Here is a 16,089-nt window from a genome sequence, read left to right on the forward strand (position 1 = left end):
AACCCCTGCCCCGCCCGGGCCGGGACTCACCGCCTGGGGCCTGGGCCGGGGACCCGGCGGGCCGGCACCTTGTGGGTGCGTCCGGCCCGGCCGGGTGGTCTGCCGGTCGCGACCCGCGTGGACGGGAGTCGTGACCTCAGGTGGCCTCCGTGACCTCAGTACCTCAGTGGCCTGAGCGGCCTCAGTGGTCTTCGCGACCGGAGAGGTCGGCGTCGAGGTCGCGGGTCAGCCGGATGGTGATGAACTCGTTGTTGTCCGGCTTGCCCGGAGTGCGGCCGGCGGAGAACGGGAAGTTGTTGTCGTTCAGCAGGCCGAGGGTGCGGTCGTCGAGGATCACGATGTCCTCGATCGTCTGGAACGGGAAGCGGAAGGTCGGGCCGAAGCCGCCGAGGCCGCGCGGGTTGGCGAGGTCGAGCAGGTCGGCGACCTGCGTCTTGTCGACCTTGCCGTCCTTGTCGCGGTCGCGGAAGTCGACCATGAAGACCTTCTTGAACTTGGCGGCGTCGCCCTGCCCGTTGTCCCGCTCGATGACCAGGAAGCGGTTGCGGTCGACCGTGATGAAGTCGCCGATGGCGTTCGCCGGGTCCTCGAGCTGGTACATCCAGCGCTTGCCGGTGTAGGCGCGCTTGCGGACGTCGAACTCGTTGATGCGCAGCGTGCCCGCGGGGTCGCCGGCGACGGTGCCCTCCAGCATCGGGTACAGGGTGCGGCCGTCGGCGGAGCGCGCCATGCCCTCGAAGCCCTTGCTGCCGCCCAGGTTCGGCTGGCCGCCGTTCAGGTACGGGTTCTCCGGGGCCTTGACGCCGGGCAGCGAGATCGGGGCCTCCAGCAGCACGCCCTTGGACGAGAAGTGCAGCAGGAACGGGCCGAACTCGTCGCCGATCCAGTACGTGCCGTCGTCGGCGCCGACGATCGACTCGACGTCGAAGTCGGAGCCGGTGAGCTTGCGGTCCGCGCGGGTGAGCGCGAAGGGGACGCGGCCGTTGGGGTCGGTCAGGTTGACGCCGCCGACCACGCGGACCTTGCCGGTGCGGAATTCCGGCGCGAGTTGGTGGATGCGCAGCAGGAAGTCACCGCTGTTGGCCTTGTTGCCGTAGCCGTTGTCGGACAGCACGTCGAAGGTGCCGTCCTTGCGGCGCAGCACGCCGCTGAAGCCCTGGACGGGCTGGCCGGGAAGGGGCAGGGTGATGCCGTTGATCGGGGCGGTGCCGATCTTGGAACCCGAGGGCTCGCTTCCGGGCACGTAGGTCTCGGCGGGGAGGGAGGCGAAGCCGGTCAGCGTCGCGCGGCCGAACGTGTCGCCGCCGTGACCGCGGCCGTCGTTCCCGTGGTCGGCGAAGGCAGGAGCGGACATGCTCAGCGCCATCGCGACGGCGCCCAGCCCGATCATGGTTTTTCTCATGGCCGACACGCTAGAGACGCCTGGTGACGGCGAGCACAACACAGGATGGCCCCGTGGTGCCGCGTCGAGATCGGAAAGCCACATTGACGGAAAGATCGGACATGCGGGATTTCTCTACCGCCGATCTCCCAAAACCATAGCGCGACCAGCACCTTTGCCAAACAGCCAATGTACGTGACACGACCCTTCGACTACTATTCGTAATCAACTGCATGCTATAAGTAGTGGAGCGATGCGTTGACGGAGACACGAACGGCGATGACGGCGGTCCTCCGCGCCTTCCCGGCCGTGGCCACCGCCCTGCTGCTCGTCCTCGGCATCGTCCCCCTCGGCCACCCCCCCTTCCCGACGCCCCAGGCCGTCGCGTCCGCGTTCGCCGCGGGGCAACCTGAGGCGGCCCCCGTACCGGCCCCCGCGCCCATTCCCGAGGACAACCACGACGGGTGCCCGAAGCCCTGGGAACAGCCCTGCTCGGCCGGTTGCTTCAAGCCTCCCCCGCCGCCGTCACGCAACGGCGGACCCCCACCGCAGAGATCGAGGCCCGCCGAGGAGACGGCGCGTCTGGCGGGGATGTCCGGAGCGGGCGCCTCCGCCCTGCGGTGGGCGCGGCCGACAGGGCCGCGGCTGCCCGTCTTCCGCTGCTGATCAGAGGGATCTCCCGCGCCGTGACGCGGGGATCGGACACGCCCGAAGGCGGTCCGATCGGTCATCCATCCCCCGTCTCGATCAACGGGGGCCCGATCATCAGCACGAAGGAGTCCTTCCATGCAGTCGTTGATCGACCATGCCCGCACGTTCCACCAGAAGGTCAGCGGAGGGCGAGAACAGGCGGCGACCCTCGAAGAAGGCATCTCGCCGCAGGCGATGTTCATCACCTGCTCCGACGCGCAGGTAATCCCGTCCCTGATCACCGGGGCGCGGCCCGGCGAGCTGTTCGAGCTGCGCACGGCGGGGAACATCATCCCGCCCTACCGGCTCGGCCGCCTCACGGCCGAGGCCGCCACCATCGAGTACGCCGTCAACATCCTCGGCGTGCAGGACCTGATCGTCTGCGGTCACACCCGCTGCGGCGCCGTCCAGGGCAGGGTCCGCTCGTGGACGCTGCGCTCGGCGCCCACCACCCGCTGGTGGCTGCTGCAGACGCACCGCTGGCGCGAGGCGCGCCTCGACGCGAGCGAGGAGCCCGGCCGGGCCCACCTCATCGCGCAGCTCGACAAGCTCCACCGCTACCCGCGGGTGGCGCGGCGCGTCGCGAGCGGGCGTCTGCGCCTGCACGGCTGGTTCTACGAGGTGGACACCGGCGTCGTGTCCAACTACCGCCGTGACACGGGGGTGTTCACGCCCTTGTAGGGGGTCGGGGCACCCCGCCAGGACAGGCCGTGCCGTGCCGTGGGAGGCGGTGCGGCACGGCCGTTCCGTCCGGTTTCCTCCAGCGGCGCGGCTTTCCGGTCTCGACAAGCGGCGCGCCGGTTCCTACACTTCAATATATGAAAGATCGTTCAACCGTCGTAGTGGTGGACCCCGACGCCTGCACGACGCCCGTCGTCGACGCCGAACGCGTCTCGTCCGTCCGCCAGGCCCTCCCCTCCGAGGAGACGGTGCAGGACCTGGCCCAGGTGTTCGGTCTGCTCGCCGACCCCGGCCGGCTGCGCATGATGGCCGCCCTTCTGGAGGGCGGCGAGATGTGCGTGTGCGACCTCGCCGCGGCCACCGGCCAGAGCATGTCCGGCGCCTCGCACGCGCTGCGGCTGCTGCGCATGCGCCGCGTGGTCAAGGTGCGCAGGTCGGGACGCATGGCGTACTACCAGCTCGCCGACTCCCACGTGCGCATGCTGTTCGACCTGGCGATCACCCATGCGCGGCACACGGAGGGGGAGCCCGGCGATGGCTGACAGGGCCGCCCGCCGGCGCACCACGGAACCCGCGGCGGCCCAGGGGCACGGGCACGGCGGGCACGGGCATGGGCACGGTCACGGGTTCGGCGCCGACACCGACCGGCGTTACCTGAGCGGCGCGCTCGCGCTCATCGTCGCCTTCATGGTCGTCGAGGTGGTCATCGGCTTCGTCTCGGGCTCGCTGGCGCTGATCACCGACGCCGGCCACATGCTGACCGACGCGATCTCCATCGTGTTCGCGCTGGTCGCGATGCGCATCGCCCAGCGTCCCCCGCAGGGCGGCTTCACCTACGGGCTCAAACGCGCCGAGATCGTGTCCGCGCAGATCAACGGCATCACGCTGCTGCTACTGAGCGCCTATTTCGTGTACGAGGGCATCGTCAGGCTCGTCGCGCCGCCGCGCGTCGAGGGCGCGTACGTCGTCTTCACGGGCCTGGCCGGCATCGCCGTGAACGTGGCCGCGACGCTGCTGCTGAGCCGGGCGAACCGCTCCAGCCTCAACGTCGAGGGCGCCTTCCAGCACATCCTCAACGACCTGTACGCGTTCATCGCCACCACCGTCGCGGGCCTGGTGATCTGGACGACCGGCTGGGCGCGGGCCGACGCCGTCGCCGCCCTGGTGGTCGCCGCGCTGATGCTGAAGGCGGGCTGGGGGCTGGTGCGCGAGTCGGGACGGGTCTTCATGGAGGCCGCTCCGGCGGGGATGAACCCGGCCGAGATCGGCAGGAAGGCGGCGGCGCTGGAGCACGTCGTGGAGGTCCACGACCTGCACATCTGGGAGGTCACCTCCGGCTACGCCGCGCTGTCGGCGCACATCCTGGTCGAGCCGGGGGCCGACTGCCACGGCGTGCGGGTGGCCGCCGAGCGGCTGGTCCACGACCAGTACGGCATCGGCCACACGACGCTCCAGGTGGACCACGCGACGCCCGAACTGCTCACCATCGGCCGCGACCGCGCGCACTGCGCCGACCCCCACGGGCCCACGCACCACGGCGGCTTCACCACGCCGGCGGACGGCACCTGACGTACTGCGTGACCGTCAGCGGAAATGGCGGGTGGAACCGACCCGCCATGTTGGCGGATTTCTCCTTCCACGATGAAAATAGTGGACATTTACTATTAATTTCCGTCAAGCTTATGCGGGTCCAGTGCGGCGTACCCCGGCGAGGAAAGGCGGACCATGACCGACGCACGCCACCCGTTAGAAGCGGATGAACCCGCCTTTTATCTCACGCACAGCGTTTTCAGCGACCCCGGCGACCTGACCAGGCTGGACGGAATCCCCACCGCGCCCGCCGAACTGGCGCGGCTGGTCCGCGACCTTCTCGTGAACCGGGAAGAATGCCCGCTTTTCGGCTTCACGCTGCCGGAACACCGCAAGAACGAGGCCGAGACGCGCTACGTCTCCGCGATCCTGCGGATCGTCACCGAAATGGACGACCGGCCGCTCACGGTCGCCCGCGCGCCCGGAAAACGGTTCGCCGGAACGTGCCGCGACTTCGCGCTCGTCCTGTGCTCCCTGCTGCGCAGCACCGGCACGCCCGCGCGCATCCGCTGCGGATTCGCGACGTATTTCATCCCCGGGCGCAACGAGGACCACTGGGTCACCGAATACTGGGATCGCGACAAGGGCTGGACGCTGATCGACGCCCAGCTCCCCACGCCGCGGATCATGGAGGAGTTCAAGATCTCCTTCGACCCGATGGACGTGCCGCGCGACCGCTTCCTGGTCGCGGGCGACGCCTGGCGGGCCTGCCGCCAGGAGGGAGCCGACCCCGCGACGTTCGGCGTGTCGCTCATCGACGTGAGCGGTCTCGACTTCGTCCAGGGCAACGTCGTGCGCGACCTGGCGGCGCTGAACAAGGTCGAGGTCCTGCCCTGGGACGGCTGGAACCTGTCCGAGCGGGTCCACCTCGACGAGACCGACGCCCGGCTACTCGACGACGTGGCCGAGGCCGAGAGCCGTGGCGGGCCGTTCTCGCGCCTGCGGCACCTGTTCCTCGGCAACCCGGGCCTGCGCACGCCACGGACGATCACCTCCTACACCACCTACTCGGGCATCCGGACCGTCGACATCGGCGTGTGAACCGGGAGGCGCCGCCTCACCCGCGCAGGCGCGCGTTCCAGGGATGATCGCCGCAGTAGGCCAGGGCCGCAGGACGCTCGGCGGGTCGTCTCAGGCAGAGTCGGGGCCGGCCTCGATGTCGCCCTCCACCTTGAGGTAGACCTCCTGGAGGTCGCGCAGGACGTCCGGATCGGGGTGCTCCCACATGCCCCGCGACGCCGCCTCCAGCAGCCGTTCGGCGATGCCGTGCAGGGCCCACGGGTTGGACTCGGCGAGGAAACGCCGGTTCTCCGGGTCCAGCACGTACGTCGCCGCGAGCTTGTCGTACATCCAGTCGGCGACCACGCCCGTCGTCGCGTCGTACCCGAACAGGTAGTCGACCGTGGCCGCGAGCTCGAACGCCCCCTTGTACCCGTGCCGCCGCATCGCCGCCACCCAGCGCGGGTTGACCACGCGGGCGCGGAACACCCGGGAGGTCTCCTCCGAGAGGGTGCGGGTGCGCACGGCGTCCGGGCGGGTGCTGTCGCCGACGTACGCGGCCGGCGCGCGGCCGGTCAGCGCGCGGACGGTGGCGATCATGCCGCCGTGGTACTGGAAGTAGTCGTCGGAGTCGGCGATGTCGTGCTCGCGCGTGTCGACGTTCTTGGCCGCCACCGCGATGCGCCGGTAGGCCGCCTCCATGTCCCCGCGCGCCGGCACGCCGTCCATGTCCCTGCCGTACGCGAACCCGCCCCACAGGGCGTACACCTCGGCCAGGTCGGCGTCGTCGCGCCAGTTGCGGCTGTCGATCAGCGGCAGCAGCCCCGCGCCGTACGCGCCCGGGCGCGAGCCGAAGACGCGGGTGGTGGCCCGCCGCTCGTCCCCGTGATCCCGCGTGTCGGCGAGGACGTGCGCGCGGACGTAGTTCTCGTCCTCCGGCTCGTCCAGGGACGCGACCAGGCGGACGGCGTCGTCCAGCATCACCACGACATGCGGGAACGCGTCGCGGAAGAACCCGCTGATGCGGACGGTGACGTCCACCCGGGGGCGGCCCAGCTCGGCCGGGCTCATCGGTTCCAGTCCGGTCACCCGCCGCGACGCCTCGTCCCACACCGGGCGGACGCCGAGCAGCGCCAGCACCTCGGCCACGTCGTCGCCCGCCGTGCGCATGGCGCTGGTGCCCCAGATCGACAGGCCGACCGAACGGGGCCACTCACCGGTGTCGGCGCGGTAGCGGGCGAGCAGCGAGTCGGCCATGGCCTGCCCCGTCTCCCAGGCGAGCCGGCTCGGCACCGCCTTCGGGTCCACCGAGTAGAAGTTCCGCCCGGTCGGCAGCACGTTGATCAGCCCGCGCAGCGGCGACCCGCTGGGCCCCGCCGGCACGTACCCCCCGTCCAGGGCGTGCAGCACGGCGTCGATCTCGTCGGACGTCCGCGCCAGCCGGGGCACGACCTCCGTCGCCGCGAACTCCAGAACCCGCACCACCTGGCCCGCGTCCCCGGCCGAGCCGTCCAGGACGGCCGCGCACACCTCGGCCGCCGCGCCCGGATCCCAGGCGCGCTCCTCCATGCCCTCGACCAGGGCCTCCGCCAGCGCCTCGGCCTCGTCCACGCCCGCGCGGCCGGCGGTGCCGTCCTCGGACAGGCCGAGCGCCTCCCGCAGGCCGGGAAGCGCGACGTTGCCCGCCCACATCTGCCGGGCGCGCAGCATGGCCAGCACGAGATCCACCCGGACGCGGCCCTGCGGCGCCTCGCCGAGGACGTGCAGCCCGTCGCGGATCTGCACGTCCTTCACCTCGCACAGCCAGCCGTCGACGTGCAGCAGGAAGTCGTCGAACTCCGCGTCGTGCGGACGGTCGGCCACCCCGAGGTCGTGGTCCAGCCGCGCGGCCTGGATCAGCGTCCAGATCTGGGCGCGGATCGCGGGCAGCTTCGCCGGATCCATCGCCGCGATCGAGGCGTGCTCGTCCAGGAGCTGCTCCAGCCGCGCCATGTCGCCGTAGCTGTCCGCGCGGGCCATCGGAGGCACGAGGTGGTCGACCAGGGTGGCGTGCGCGCGCCGCTTGGCCTGCGTTCCCTCGCCCGGGTCGTTGACCAGGAACGGGTAGACGAGCGGCAGGTCGCCGAGCGCCGCGTCCGTGCCGCAGGACGCCGACATCCCCGCCGACTTGCCCGGCAGCCACTCCAGGTTGCCGTGCTTGCCGACGTGGACGACCGCGTGCGCGCCGAAGCCGTCCGCCAGCCAGCGGTACGCGGCCAGGTAGTGGTGGCTCGGCGGCAGGTCGGGGTCGTGGTAGATCGCGATCGGGTTCTCGCCGAACCCGCGCGGCGGCTGCACCATGACCACGAGGTTCCCGGCGCGCAGCGCGGCCAGCACGATCTCGCCGTCCGGGTCGCGGGAGCGGTCGACGAACAACTCGCCCGGCGGCGGGCCCCAGTGGCGCTCCATGCCTTCCCGCAGGTCCCCGGGCAGGGTGGCGTACCACTCGCGGTAGCGGGCGGCGGAGATGCGGACCGGGTTGCCCTCCAGCTGCTCCTCGGTCAGCCAGTCCTGGTCCTGGCCACCGGCGGCGATGAGCGCGTGGATCAGCGCGTCGCCGTCCTGCGCAGCTACGCCCGGAATCTCCCCATCTGCACCTGTATCACCGATGTCGTACCCCCGGTCGCGCATTGCCGCCAGCAGGCGCACCACGCTCGCGGGCGTGTCGAGGCCCACGGCGTTGCCGATGCGGGCGTGCTTGGTGGGATACGCCGACAGCATCACGGCGATCCGCCGGTCGGCGGGCGGCACGTGCCGCAGCGCCGCGTGCCGGACCGCGATGCCCGCGACCCGCGCCGCGCGCTCGGGGTCCGCCACGTACACCGGGAGCCCGTCGGCGTCGACCTCCTTGAACGAGAACGGGACCGTGATGATGCGCCCGTCGAACTCCGGGATCGCCACCTGCGAGGCCGCGTCCAGAGGAGACAGCCCGTCGTCGCTGCCCTCCCACGTCTCGCGGTCCCCCGTGAGGCACAGGCCCTGCAGGATCGGCACGTCCAGCCGTGCCAACGCGCCCACGTCCCACGCCTCGTCGTCGCCGCCCGCCGACGCCGTGGCGGGACGGGTGCCGCCCGCGGCCAGCACCGTGACGACCAGCGCGTCCACCTGGCCGAGCACGTCCAGGAGCGCGGGTTCGGCCGTGCGCAGCGACGCGCAGTACACCGGCAACGCCCGGCCGCCCGCGTCCTCGATGGCGTCGCACAGCACCTGGACGAACCGGGTGTTCCCCGCCACGTGGTGCGCGCGGTAGTACAACACCCCGACGACGGGCCGCACGGCCACCCCGGCCTCCACGGGCCGGGCGTCCGGACGGTCCAGGATGCCCCAGTTCGGGGTCTGCGCGGGCGGCGCGAAGCCGTGGCCGGTCAGCAGGACCGTGTCGGACAGGAAGCGGTGCAGCTCGGCCAGGTTCGCCGACCCCCCGTGGGCGAGGTACGCGTGCGCCTCGGCGCACACCCCGCCCGGGACGGTGGACAGCTCCATCAACTCGGCGTCCGGAGCCTGCTCACCACCCAGCACGACCACCGGCAGCGGGCCCGCCAGTACGGCGTCCAGCCCTTCCTCCCAGACCCGCCGCCCGCCGAGCAGACGGACGACGACCAGCCCGGCGTCCTCCAGCAGGGCGGGAACGTCGGCGGCGGCGAGCCTCGCGGGGTTGCCCAGACGGTACGGCAGGCCGCTCGCGCGTGCGCTGAGCAGGTCGGTGTCGGAGGTCGACAGCAGCAGAACAGGGAGAACTGGCAGATCGCGCACGGCACGTCCTCACTCGGGATCCGCGCCCCGGGTAGTAGGTCCACACGGCCTGGAGTCTCCTGGCTCCCGGATCGACGCTCACCCCGGCCTTCCCGCCCGTTGCCGGGCCGTGGCCTGCGGTGGGGTTGACTCCCCGGTGACAGTGGCGGGACCGCGCCGGAATCACACCGGCTTCCTCCGTATTGCCGTCGCCTCTATGAGACCACGCCCCCCGCCGGAATGCGACCCCGCCCACCCCGTCCACGCCGGGTGCGAGGAGCCGGCCCGGAGGACCGCGGCGGTTCACGACGGATGGCGGGTTACGATCCTCGACATGGCAGATGCGGAGTTCGGGGAGCGGTCCCGGGCGGACGCCTGCCCCGGGGCGTTGCAGACGCATCCGGCGGCGGACGGAGCCGTCGCCCGGGTCCGGGTGCCCGGGGGGCTGCTCACCGGGGAGCGGCTCGCGGAACTCGGCGCGGCCTGCGCGGCGCTCGGTTCGGGGGTCGTCGAGCTGACCTCACGGGCTAACGTGCAGGTGCGCGGGCTGGACGGGCCGGGCGCGGAGCTGTTCGCCGAAAGGATGGCCGCCATCGGGCTTCTGCCGTCGGCCACGCACGAACGCGTCCGCAACATCCTGGCGTCCCCCTTGGCCGGGCTGGACGGTCGCGGGCTGATCGAGGTGGCGCCGCTGGTCCGCGAGCTGGACGAGGCCCTCGTCTCGCACCCGGCCCTGGCGGACCTGCCCGGCCGGTTCCTGTTCGCCGTGGACGACGGACGGGGCGACGTCGCGCTCCCCGCCGCAGACGTCGCCTACCTTCCCCTTCCCGCCGTGCACCTCCCCCGTCCGGCCACCGAAAGCACACGGCCACCCGCCGCGGACGTCCGGGGGGCGTTGCTGCTGGCCGGGCGGGACACGGGGCTGCGCGCCGCGCCCTCCGACGTCGTCCCCCTGATGATCGCAGCGGGCGAGGCGTTCCTGGCCGAACGCGCCGCCCAGGGTTCGGCCGCGTGGCGCGTCGCCGAGCTGGCCGACGGCCCCGCGAACATCACCGCCCGTGTGTCCGCACGGGCGCCGGGAGCCGGCCACATGTCCGGCCCCGGATCGGCGGACGGGCCCCCGTCACCGCCCGTCCAGGAGCAGTCCGGACGGCCGTCCGGGGGACTCGGCGGCAGCCGGCCCGCCTCGTCCATCGGCCTGGGCGATCGGCCCGCGCCCCGGCTTGGGCCCCTCGCCCAGACCGACGGACGGGTGGCACTCGTCGTCATGCCGCCGCTCGGACGGTTGACGGCCGCGCAGGCGTCCGTGCTGGCCGAGGCGGCGCGGGCGGGCACGGGTGAGGTACGGCTCACTCCATGGCGGAGCGTGATCGTCCCGGGTATGAGGACGGAAACCGCCGAATCGTGGCTCGCGAGGCTGGGCGAGGCCGGTCTGGTCACCGACCCGGCCTCTCCGTGGACCGGGGTCACGTCCTGCACGGGACGTCCGGGCTGCGCCAAGTCCCTGGCCGACGTCCAGGCGGACGCCACCCACGCGACCGGCCGGTCCGGCACCGGGCGCGCGACGGTTCAGGCGGCCACGGCGGACGTCAACGGCGAGACCCCGGGACGGAGGTTGCCCGTGCACTGGGCGGGGTGCGAGCGTCAGTGCGGGCGCCCCGGAGGGCCGGCCGTGCTCGTGGTCGCGACCGGGGACGGCTACCGCGTCGAATCCGGCGGCGAAAGCATGCGCCACCTGGGCATCGCGGAGACCGCGGCCGCAGTGGCGACGGCCAGGGCCGCACACCATGCCCACTGAGCCCACTGAGCCCACCACTGAGCCCACTGAGCCCGGTGAGCCCGGTGAGCCCGCTGAGCGCCGCTCACCCCGCGCGGCCGACGATGGTGCCCGCGCGGTCGATGACGACGACGTCGACCTCGACGGGGGCGCCGCGCAGCACTCCGAGGGCGGTGGTGCGGGCTCCGGCGGCGACAAGGTCTCCGAGCGGCAGTCCCGCCTCCTGGCAGATGGTGAGCGCCTGGAGGGCGGTGTTCGCGCGCAGGACGCGTGCGGCGAGGTCCTCGTCCCCGCCCGCGTCGCGCACCATCGCGGCGAGGGCGTCCGTACTGACCTGGGAGCGGCCCGAGTGCAGGTCGAGATGCCCGTCGGCGAGCTTGGACAGCTTGCCGATGCCGCCGGCCACCGTAAGCCGGGGCACGGGATGCCGCCGCAGGTACTTCAGGACGGCCCCGGCGAAGTCGCCCATGTCGAGCAGCGCGTCCTCCGGCAGGCCGTACAGCTCGGTCGCGACCTTCTCCGACGTGCTGCCGGTGCAGGCGGCGACGTGGACGTGCCCGGCGGCGCGGGCGACGTCGATGCCGCGCCGGATGCTGTCGATCCACGCCGAGCAGGAGTACGGCACCACGATGCCGGTCGTGCCGAGGATGGACAGGCCGCCCAGGATGCCCAGCCGGGGGTTCCAGGTACGCCGCGCGAGCTCTTCACCGTTCTCGACCGATATCTCCACGACCACGTCGCCCTCATCGCGGTACGCGGCGGCGACCCGGGCGACGTGGTCGCGGATCATCTGACGGGGGACCGGGTTGATGGCCGGTTCTCCCACGGCCAGCGGCAGCCCCGGTTTGGTGACCGTGCCGACGCCCGGTCCGGCGCGGAACGTCACCCCCGTCCCCGGTGCTCCGTGCCGTACGGTCGCGGTGACCAGCGCGCCGTGGGTGACGTCCGGGTCGTCGCCCGCGTCCTTGACCACCCCGGCCCGCGCCCGGTCCGCGCCCGGCGGGCCCTCCACCAGTTCCTCGACGGCGAGCGCGAACGCCGGCCGCTGCCCCCGGGGCAGGAAGATCTCCACCGGGTCGGGGAAGGAGCCGGTGAGCAGCGCGGTGTAGGCGGCCGTGGTGGCCGCCGTGGCGCACGCGCCGGTCGTCCACCCGTACCGCAGCCCTGTGGTCATGGGCCAAGGATGTACCACGTGAAAGGAAGCGGCAGATGAGGGGCGGCGTCCTGGTACTCGGCGGCACCGGGGAGGCGCGGCGGCTCGCGTCCGAGCTGGTCCGTGACCCGGGCGTCCGCGTGGTGTCGTCGCTGGCGGGACGGGTGACCGACCCCCGTCTGCCCGAGGGCGAGGTGCGGGTCGGCGGGTTCGGCGGCCCGGACCGGATGGCGGCATGGCTGCGCGAGCACGGGATCCGCGCGGTGATCGACGCCACGCACCCCTTCGCCGAGCGCATCACCGCCTCGGCCGTCCGCGCGACGGCGGAGGCGAGGGTTCCGCTGCTGGTGCTCCGGCGCCCGGGGTGGCGGCAGGACGCCGGGGACGACTGGCGCTGGGTGGCGTCCCTGGACGAGGCCGCCGCCGTCCTGCCCGCGCTCGGGCGCAGGGTCTTCCTCACGACCGGCCGCCAGGGGCTCGCCGCGTTCGCCGGCGCGGACGGCCTGTGGTTCCTGATCCGTACGGTCGACCCGCCGGAACCGCCGATGCCCGCCCACCACCACCTCGTGCTCGACCGGGGTCCGTACACGGTGGACGGCGAGCGGGCGCTCATGCGCGAGCACCGCGTCGACGTGCTGGTCACCAAGGACAGCGGCGGGACGATGACACGGGCGAAGCTCACGGCCGCGCGCGACCTCGCCCTGCCCGTGGTGGTCGTACGCCGCCCACCCCTCCCCGAGACCGCCGCCCTGGACACCGTGGACACCGTGGAGGCCGCACTGACCTGGCTACGCGCCCTACCGGGAACCCCCTGAACCACCGCGGAGCACCGGGCACGCGCCGATCCGCCGCAGCGGAATGCACTAGCCGGCGAGCAGGCGGCGGACGGAGTCGGCGACGACGTCCTCGCGCCGGACGCCCTCCATGTCGACGGCGGCGCCGAACTCGGGGTTGACCGCCGTCCACACGGCCGCGAGCTGCAGCACCAAGGTGAGCAGGACCCCGGGCGGGTAGTGCCGGGGCAGCACGCCCTCGTCCTGGGCGCGCGCGATGGCGTCGACCTTGTCGCGGACGCTCTTCACGGCGAGCGGCACGGGCGCGTCGGCGGCGCGTTCCAGGCGCTGCCAGGTCGCCAGCCGCATGACCTGCGGGTGCTCCTCGTAGCGGCGGGCCAGCCTGGCCGCGTACCCGGGCAGGTCGTGGACGTCGATCGGGGTGTCGGCCACCGTGTCGCGCACGATGGTCTCGAAGGCGGCGTCGAAGAGCTGATCTTTGCTGCCGAAGTAGTGGTAGATCTGCGCCTTGTTCGAGCCGGCCGCCTCGGCGATGCGGTCGACGCGTGCCCCGGCGATGCCGAACTCGGCGAACTCCCGCAGAGCGGCGTCCAGCAGGCGGCGTCGTGTGGCTTCGGCATCTCTCGGCGGCATGCCCCCAGATTAGCCTCCTAACCATTTAGTTGACAACTCCGCGAGGGGTGGCCTAGCTTCTAACCAACCGGTTAGAAGACAGCTCGACCGGCAGACGCCCGTAGACGAAAGAGGCCCCCCATGCTCGGCACCGACCCCGCCATCCACTGGCGCGACGCGCTGTCCGCCAGGCTGATGCAGGCGATGTTCCCCGCCATGTTCCGCCTGCAGTACTCCTCGCCGGACGTCCAGTTCGCGACGAAGAAGATCGCCAAGCCGTCGCGCATCACGATCCCGACCCGGCACGGGAAGGTGCGGGCGCTGCTCTACGCGCCCACCCCCGAGGACGTCACGGCGGCCCTCGCCTCGGGCAGGCGGCCCCCGGTGCACCTCATCACCCACGGCGGCGCCTTCATCATCCGCGTGCCCCGCCAGGAGGACAACATCGCCCGCTACCTCGCCTCCGAGATCGGCTGCCACGTCGTGATCCCCGACTACGACACCGCCCCCAAGGTCCGCTTCCCGGTCTCCGAGCAGCAGACCTACGACGTCTTCCGCTGGATCCACGAGAACGGCCACGTCCACGGCTGGGACGGCGAGCGCGTCTCGGTGGGCGGCCCGAGCGCCGGAGGCAAGTTCGCGCTGAACGTCGCACAGCAGGCCATCGACGACGGCGGCTACCGGCCGGTGGCGGTGTCGTCCGAGTTCGGGGCCGCCGACCTCGTGCGGGACGACTCGCTGCGCACGTCCGCGAAGCCGAACCCGGTGGTGCCGCCCGCCATGATGGGCCTGGTACGCCGCACGTACTTCAAGGGCGTCGACCCGAGCGACCCCCTCGCCTCCCCGGCCCGTTACGCCCGGCTGGCCGAGCTCCCCCCGACCCTGATCATGACCGCCGAGTACGACACCCTGCGCCACGAGATGAACGACCTGGCCGCCGACCTCGCGTCCAAGGGCGTGGCGGTCACCCATCGCGAGTTCGCCGGCGTCGACCACGGCTTCACCCACACCAAGCCGGTGGAAGTGGCGCGCGAGGCGATCACCCTGCTCGGCGAGCACCTCCAGAAGGCCTACGCCTGAGCCCGCTCACCCTTGACCGTCTTCCCTGGTCTCTCCAGAGTCCCTCAGTCTCCCTCAGTCTCCCCCGCTCTCCCTTGGTCTCCCCTGGACAGCCGTGGTTTCCCCCGCCCTCTGTTGAACTGCACTCGAAAGGTGAACACTGAAATGTCGGACAAAGTTTGGTTCGTTACCGGCAGCTCCCGCGGCCTCGGACGGGAGATCGTCCTGGCCGCTCTTGACCAGGGCGACCGCGTCGTGGCCACCGCCCGCCGCCCTGAGCAACTCGCCGACCTGACCGCGACCCATGCGGGCAAGCTGCTCGCCCTCCCCCTCGACGTCACCGACCCTGGCGCGGTCGACGCCGCCGTCGAAGCGGCAGTGCGGGAGTTCGGCCGGCTGGACGTGGTGGTGAACAACGCCGGGTACGCCGACCTCGTGTCGGTCGAGGACTCCACGCCGGAGGGGTTCCGCGCGCAGGTGGAGACGAACCTGTTCGGCGTCGTCCACGTCAGCAAGGCCGTCGTGCCGATCCTGCGCCGGCAGGGCGGCGGTCACATCATCACGGTGTCGTCCGTCGGCGGGCGCGTCGCGACCCCGGGGCTGGCCGCGTACCAGGCGGCGAAGTGGGGCGTCAACGGGTTCACCGAGGTACTGGCCACCGAGGTCGGCCCGCTCGGCGTCAAGGTGACGACGATCGAGCCCGGCGGCATGCGCACGGACTGGGCGGGCTCCTCGATGACGGTCCCCACCCCCTCGGCTCCGTACGCGGGTACGGTCGGCATGCTGGCGAGCCTGTTCACCGGTGCCGCCGACGCCGCGCTCGGCGACCCGCGCAAGGTCGCCCACGTCGTGACCCTGCTCGCCGCGATGGACGAGCCGCCGACCCGGCTGCTGCTCGGCTCCGACGCCCTGACCGGGGCCCGCGCCGCCGCCAATGCGCTCGCCGAGCGCGACGCCGCCTGGGAGGGGCTCAGCCGCTCGACCGACCGGGACGACGCCACGCCCGAGCAGCGCGACCCCCTCGGCCAGGCGTCCGGCGACCCCGTGACGGTCGTCCGGCGGTTCCTGGACGAGGTCGTCAACGGGGGCGATCTGGCCGCGATCGACGAGTTGTGGAGCGAGGACCTGCGGTGGCACGGCGGCAGCTTGGGCGAGGTCACCGGGCTGAGCGCCTTCAAGGAGCACCTGGCCGCCAGTGCCGCCGGCGCCTTCACGGCCATGCGCCTGCGCGTGGACGAGATCATCGCCGTGGGCGACAAGGTGGTCGTGCGGTTCACCAACAGCGGCACCCACACCGGGACGTTCATGGGCGCACCGGCCACCGGCAGGCACGCGCAGTGGCTCGGCATCGGCATCTACACCGTCACGACCGGGAAGATCAGCGAGGCGTGGTTCGGCGAGGACGCCCTCGGCATGCTCCTCCAACTCGGCGCGGTATCCCTGCCCAGCAGGTGAACCCGGCCTCGACCTCAGCCCGTGCCCCGCAGAAAGGCCAGGTCCTCCTCTCCCCCCGCGTCCAGTACGGGACCGTGGCCGGCGGCGCGGGCCCGCAGCGGGACGCCGTTGCCGTCGATCAGTGCCA

Annotated in this window: 13 protein-coding genes and 1 riboswitch; of the genes, 9 read left to right on the forward strand and 4 right to left on the reverse strand. The window is 72.4% G+C overall.

The genetic code is table 11. The features are described 5' to 3' along the window. Positions 1–181: 181 nt before the first annotated feature. Positions 182–1,402, reverse strand: a complete 1,221-nt coding sequence (locus AB0M95_RS18755) for an esterase-like activity of phytase family protein (RefSeq protein WP_363765842.1) — start codon at positions 1,400–1,402, stop codon at positions 182–184. Between the two features lie 237 nt (positions 1,403–1,639). On the opposite strand from AB0M95_RS18755, the gene AB0M95_RS18760 reads away from it, so the two are divergent. The 5 genes from AB0M95_RS18760 (at position 1,640) to AB0M95_RS18780 (ending at position 5,383) form a co-directional block, all read left to right on the forward strand. Continuing rightward, positions 1,640–2,047 (forward strand): hypothetical protein, encoded by a 408-nt coding sequence (locus AB0M95_RS18760; protein WP_363765845.1) that lies wholly within the window; start codon positions 1,640–1,642, stop codon positions 2,045–2,047. Positions 2,048–2,167: 120 nt separating this feature from the next. Next, on the forward strand, positions 2,168–2,752 hold the full coding sequence (locus AB0M95_RS18765) for a carbonic anhydrase (protein WP_363765848.1): 585 nt from the start codon (positions 2,168–2,170) through the stop codon (positions 2,750–2,752). A 137-nt stretch (positions 2,753–2,889) separates the two neighbouring features. Beyond that, positions 2,890–3,294, forward strand: coding sequence for a metalloregulator ArsR/SmtB family transcription factor (locus AB0M95_RS18770; protein ID WP_363765851.1), 405 nt, complete (start codon positions 2,890–2,892; stop codon positions 3,292–3,294). Beyond that, positions 3,287–4,321, forward strand: coding sequence for a cation diffusion facilitator family transporter (locus tag AB0M95_RS18775; protein WP_363765854.1), 1,035 nt, complete (start codon positions 3,287–3,289; stop codon positions 4,319–4,321). The genes AB0M95_RS18770 and AB0M95_RS18775 overlap by 8 nt, the downstream gene beginning before the upstream one ends. A 156-nt stretch (positions 4,322–4,477) precedes the next feature. Further along, complete coding sequence (locus tag AB0M95_RS18780) at positions 4,478–5,383, forward strand: transglutaminase-like domain-containing protein (protein ID WP_358512944.1); 906 nt, start codon at positions 4,478–4,480, stop codon at positions 5,381–5,383. Between the two features lie 90 nt (positions 5,384–5,473). Here the strand turns inward: AB0M95_RS18780 and cobN are convergent, their stop codons facing one another. Next, on the reverse strand, positions 5,474–9,124 hold the full coding sequence (gene cobN, locus AB0M95_RS18785) for a cobaltochelatase subunit CobN (RefSeq protein WP_363766006.1): 3,651 nt from the start codon (positions 9,122–9,124) through the stop codon (positions 5,474–5,476). A gap of 61 nt (positions 9,125–9,185) precedes the next feature. Continuing rightward, positions 9,186–9,316, reverse strand: a riboswitch (cobalamin riboswitch). A gap of 130 nt (positions 9,317–9,446) precedes the next feature. Here cobN and cobG point away from each other — a divergent pair. Beyond that, positions 9,447–10,910, forward strand: coding sequence for a precorrin-3B synthase (cobG, locus tag AB0M95_RS18790; RefSeq protein ID WP_363765857.1), 1,464 nt, complete (start codon positions 9,447–9,449; stop codon positions 10,908–10,910). Between the two features lie 64 nt (positions 10,911–10,974). On the opposite strand, the gene AB0M95_RS18795 is transcribed toward cobG, so the two are convergent. Beyond that, complete coding sequence (locus AB0M95_RS18795) at positions 10,975–12,063, reverse strand: cobalt-precorrin-5B (C(1))-methyltransferase (protein WP_363765860.1); 1,089 nt, start codon at positions 12,061–12,063, stop codon at positions 10,975–10,977. Positions 12,064–12,098: 35 nt separating this feature from the next. Between AB0M95_RS18795 and AB0M95_RS18800 the strand changes: the two genes are divergently transcribed. Next, positions 12,099–12,857 (forward strand): cobalt-precorrin-6A reductase, encoded by a 759-nt coding sequence (locus tag AB0M95_RS18800; protein WP_363765863.1) that lies wholly within the window; start codon positions 12,099–12,101, stop codon positions 12,855–12,857. A gap of 48 nt (positions 12,858–12,905) precedes the next feature. Here the strand turns inward: AB0M95_RS18800 and AB0M95_RS18805 are convergent, their stop codons facing one another. After that, positions 12,906–13,469 carry a TetR family transcriptional regulator gene (locus AB0M95_RS18805; protein WP_363765866.1) on the reverse strand — a complete coding sequence of 188 codons (564 nt, stop codon included), beginning with the start codon at positions 13,467–13,469 and terminating at the stop codon, positions 12,906–12,908. A gap of 120 nt (positions 13,470–13,589) precedes the next feature. Between AB0M95_RS18805 and AB0M95_RS18810 the strand changes: the two genes are divergently transcribed. Next, a complete protein-coding gene (locus AB0M95_RS18810; protein WP_363765869.1) occupies positions 13,590–14,528 on the forward strand; it encodes an alpha/beta hydrolase in 939 nt (312 codons plus the stop codon). Between the two features lie 144 nt (positions 14,529–14,672). Next, positions 14,673–15,962 (forward strand): SDR family NAD(P)-dependent oxidoreductase, encoded by a 1,290-nt coding sequence (locus AB0M95_RS18815; protein WP_363765872.1) that lies wholly within the window; start codon positions 14,673–14,675, stop codon positions 15,960–15,962. Positions 15,963–16,089: the final 127 nt, after the last annotated feature.

The organism is Sphaerisporangium sp. NPDC051017 (assembly GCF_040683095.1).
Taxonomy (GTDB): domain Bacteria; phylum Actinomycetota; class Actinomycetes; order Streptosporangiales; family Streptosporangiaceae; genus Sphaerisporangium.